We start from the raw sequence: 2,895 nt of genomic DNA, 5'->3' as shown, positions 1-2,895 counted from the left end.
TAACCAAGGGCTTTATTTCGATTTATATGTATTTTTCACTGCAGAACTAAGGAAAAATTTTTACAGAAGATGCCTCAATGCTAATAAATAGAAATAAATAACATATTTTTATAAAAATCCTTGACAAATAATTAAATGATTTATATAATATTATAAATATATATATTGAGCTATGAAGAGGACTAGTAGATTGAAAGATTCTTAAAGGAAGGAAGATTCACCGACTGAAAGATCTTCTAAGATTATTTCCATCGAACCCACCCTCTAAGCTGCAAGCGATAAAGTTTGTCCGTTGGCCAACGTTACAGGCTTTGAGAGAGTTAAGTAAATTTTCTTTGCTTAATTAATTTGGGTGGTACCGCGAATTACCTTCGTCCTAGTATGGGATGGGGGTTTTTTTATTTTCTAAGAAAGGAGTTGTAAAATTGACTTTAAACAATTTTAATATAAATAAAAATGTCTTGCTAAAGAAGGCAATACAAGATAAACATGTGCCAGATGATTTCTATTCAACAACAAACCATACCACTTTTATATGCCATAATAATAAGTGGATGAAAGTTAAAGATCAAAGAATGGATGCATTAATAGTAGTTAATGAACATGGAGCAGTATGCAAAAAATTAAGAAATATAAAATATGGTGATATGGTGGTATGTGGTGATACTGGTGTAAAGTTGATTACCGAGGACGATGATAAAAAAGATGATTCATTTAATTTCATGAATAATTTTGTATCTTCAGAAAGAAGAAATGATATGCTTATAAAGGATTTAGCATACGAATTATTCTATAATAATAAAAAGTTGACCTTAGTAGCAGGACCTGTCGTAGTTCACACTGGTGGTGACTATTACCTTTCAGAGTTAATCCGCCAAAATTATATATCTAGTTTGTTAACAGGAAATGCTCTTGCAGTCCACGACATAGAAAAAAACCTTTATGGTACTTCGTTAGGAGTCTGTGCTAAATCAGGAAAAGTAACTTCTAAAGGTTATAGAAACCATATGCGAGCTATAAACCATATTATGAAATATGGTTCTATAAAAAAAGCTGTTGAAGCCAAAGCTCTACATTCAGGTATTATATATGAATGTGTGATAAACGATGTACCCTTTGTTCTAGCAGGTAGTTTAAGAGATGATGGTCCATTGCCAGATACAATAACTGATATTATAAAAGCACAAGATATTTATAGTGAACATTTAAAAAAATCAGAAATAGTTCTAGTTCTTGGTACTATGCTTCATGGTATTGCCAGTGGCAATATGTTACCAGCTAAAACTAAAATGATATGTGTGGATATTAACTCTGCTGTGGTAACAAAACTAAGCGATAGAGGAAGTAGTCAAGCTATAGGTATGGTAACCGATGTAGGCTTATTTTTAAATCTATTGGCTAATGAAATAAATAACTTAAAAAGAAACTTAGGAACTAGGGTAGCAACCTAGTTCCTGTTTGTTTATTAGATTTAGAGTCTTGAATATATATTGAAGGTATATCATCCTTTTTCTTTTACCATTTACAATCATTTCTTAATCATATAAACTATATTTAAACACATTAAAATTATAACGGCGAGGTGATATTTTGAAAAATTTTAATAAGGTAATGGATGAATATGCAAAACTTTGTGTAGAAGTAGGTATTAATCTTCAAAAAGGGCAACCATTGGTTATCAATTCTCCAATTGAAGGGGTTGAGTTTGTAAGGTTAGTAGCAAAACATGCCTATGCACTTGGAGCTAAACAAGTCCATGTTAACTGGAATGATGAAGCTCTAACTAAGATGAAGTATGAAAATGCACCTATGGAAGTATTTGAAAACTTTCCTAAATGGTATGCTGACGGTTTAGAGGAGTTTGCTGAAGATGGGGCAGGTTTTTTATCCATATATTCACAAGATCCTGAATTACTAAAAGAGATAGATCCTAAAAAAATTGCTGCTCATAATAAATCCTCATCTATGACTTTAAAAGATTTTAGAAAATACACAATGAATGATGTTAATGCTTGGTGTGTAGTATCTATCCCTACGAAGGGCTGGGCAAAAAAGGTTTTCCCTGATGTATCAGAAGAAGAAGCCATGAAAAAACTTTGGGATGCAATTTTTAAGGCTACCCGTATGGATTTAGAAGATCCAGTTAAAGCTTGGCAAGATCATCTCAAAAATCTTGAAGAAAAGGTTAAGTTTTTAAACGAAAAGAAATTTAAAAAATTATATTATAAATCCTCCAATGGTACAGATTTAGAGGTAGAACTACCTGAAGGCCATATATGGGCTGGTGGTGGAGGTAAAAACTCTAAAGGGGTTTTCTTTGTAGCCAATATGCCTACAGAAGAAGTATTTACCATGCCATTAAAAACTGGTGTTAACGGAGTGGTTCACAGTACAAAGCCACTAAACTATGGAGGAAACTTAATCGATAATTTCGAGCTAACCTTTAAAAATGGTAAAGTAGTGGCTTTTAAAGCAGAACAAGGCTATGAAGTATTGAAGGATTTATTATCTTTAGATGAAGGTGCCAAACATTTAGGAGAAGTAGCTTTAGTTCCTTATGATTCTCCAATATCTCAATCAAATATTTTATTCTTGAATACTCTATTTGATGAAAATGCTTCCTGTCATTTTGCCTTTGGTAAAGCTTATCCAACCAATATAAAAGGTGGAGAAAATATGACTGATGAGGAATTAGCAAAAGCTGGAGTAAATGATTCTTTAACTCATGTAGACTTTATGGTAGGTTACAAAGATTTAAATATAATTGGCGAAACTAAAGACGGAGAAAAAATTCAAGTCTTCCAGAATGGAAACTGGGCTTTTTAGTATAATAAAAGTAGCGGAAATTACTCCGCTACTTTTAATTAAACGCTTTTGTCCTTTTCAATGCTCCAT

The 2,895-nt window shown here is 32.2% G+C and carries 2 protein-coding genes and 1 other annotated feature; both genes read left to right on the top strand.

What is annotated here, in order from left to right:
* Positions 1–163: 163 nt before the first annotated feature.
* Positions 164–382 (top strand) — a binding site (T-box leader).
* A 43-nt stretch (positions 383–425) separates the two neighbouring features.
* Positions 426–1,451 (top strand): ornithine cyclodeaminase, nickel-pincer nucleotide-dependent, encoded by a 1,026-nt coding sequence (locus VK998_RS10825; protein WP_325228185.1) that lies wholly within the window; start codon positions 426–428, stop codon positions 1,449–1,451.
* 160 nt (positions 1,452–1,611) lie between these two features.
* A complete protein-coding gene (locus VK998_RS10820) occupies positions 1,612–2,826 on the top strand; it encodes an aminopeptidase (protein ID WP_414713600.1) in 1,215 nt (404 codons plus the stop codon).
* The last annotated feature ends 69 nt before the right edge of the window (positions 2,827–2,895 follow it).

The organism is Schnuerera sp., assembly GCF_035459645.1.
Lineage (GTDB): Bacteria > Bacillota > Clostridia > Tissierellales > Tepidimicrobiaceae > Schnuerera.
This window is presented reverse-complemented; position numbering and strand designations above follow the sequence as displayed.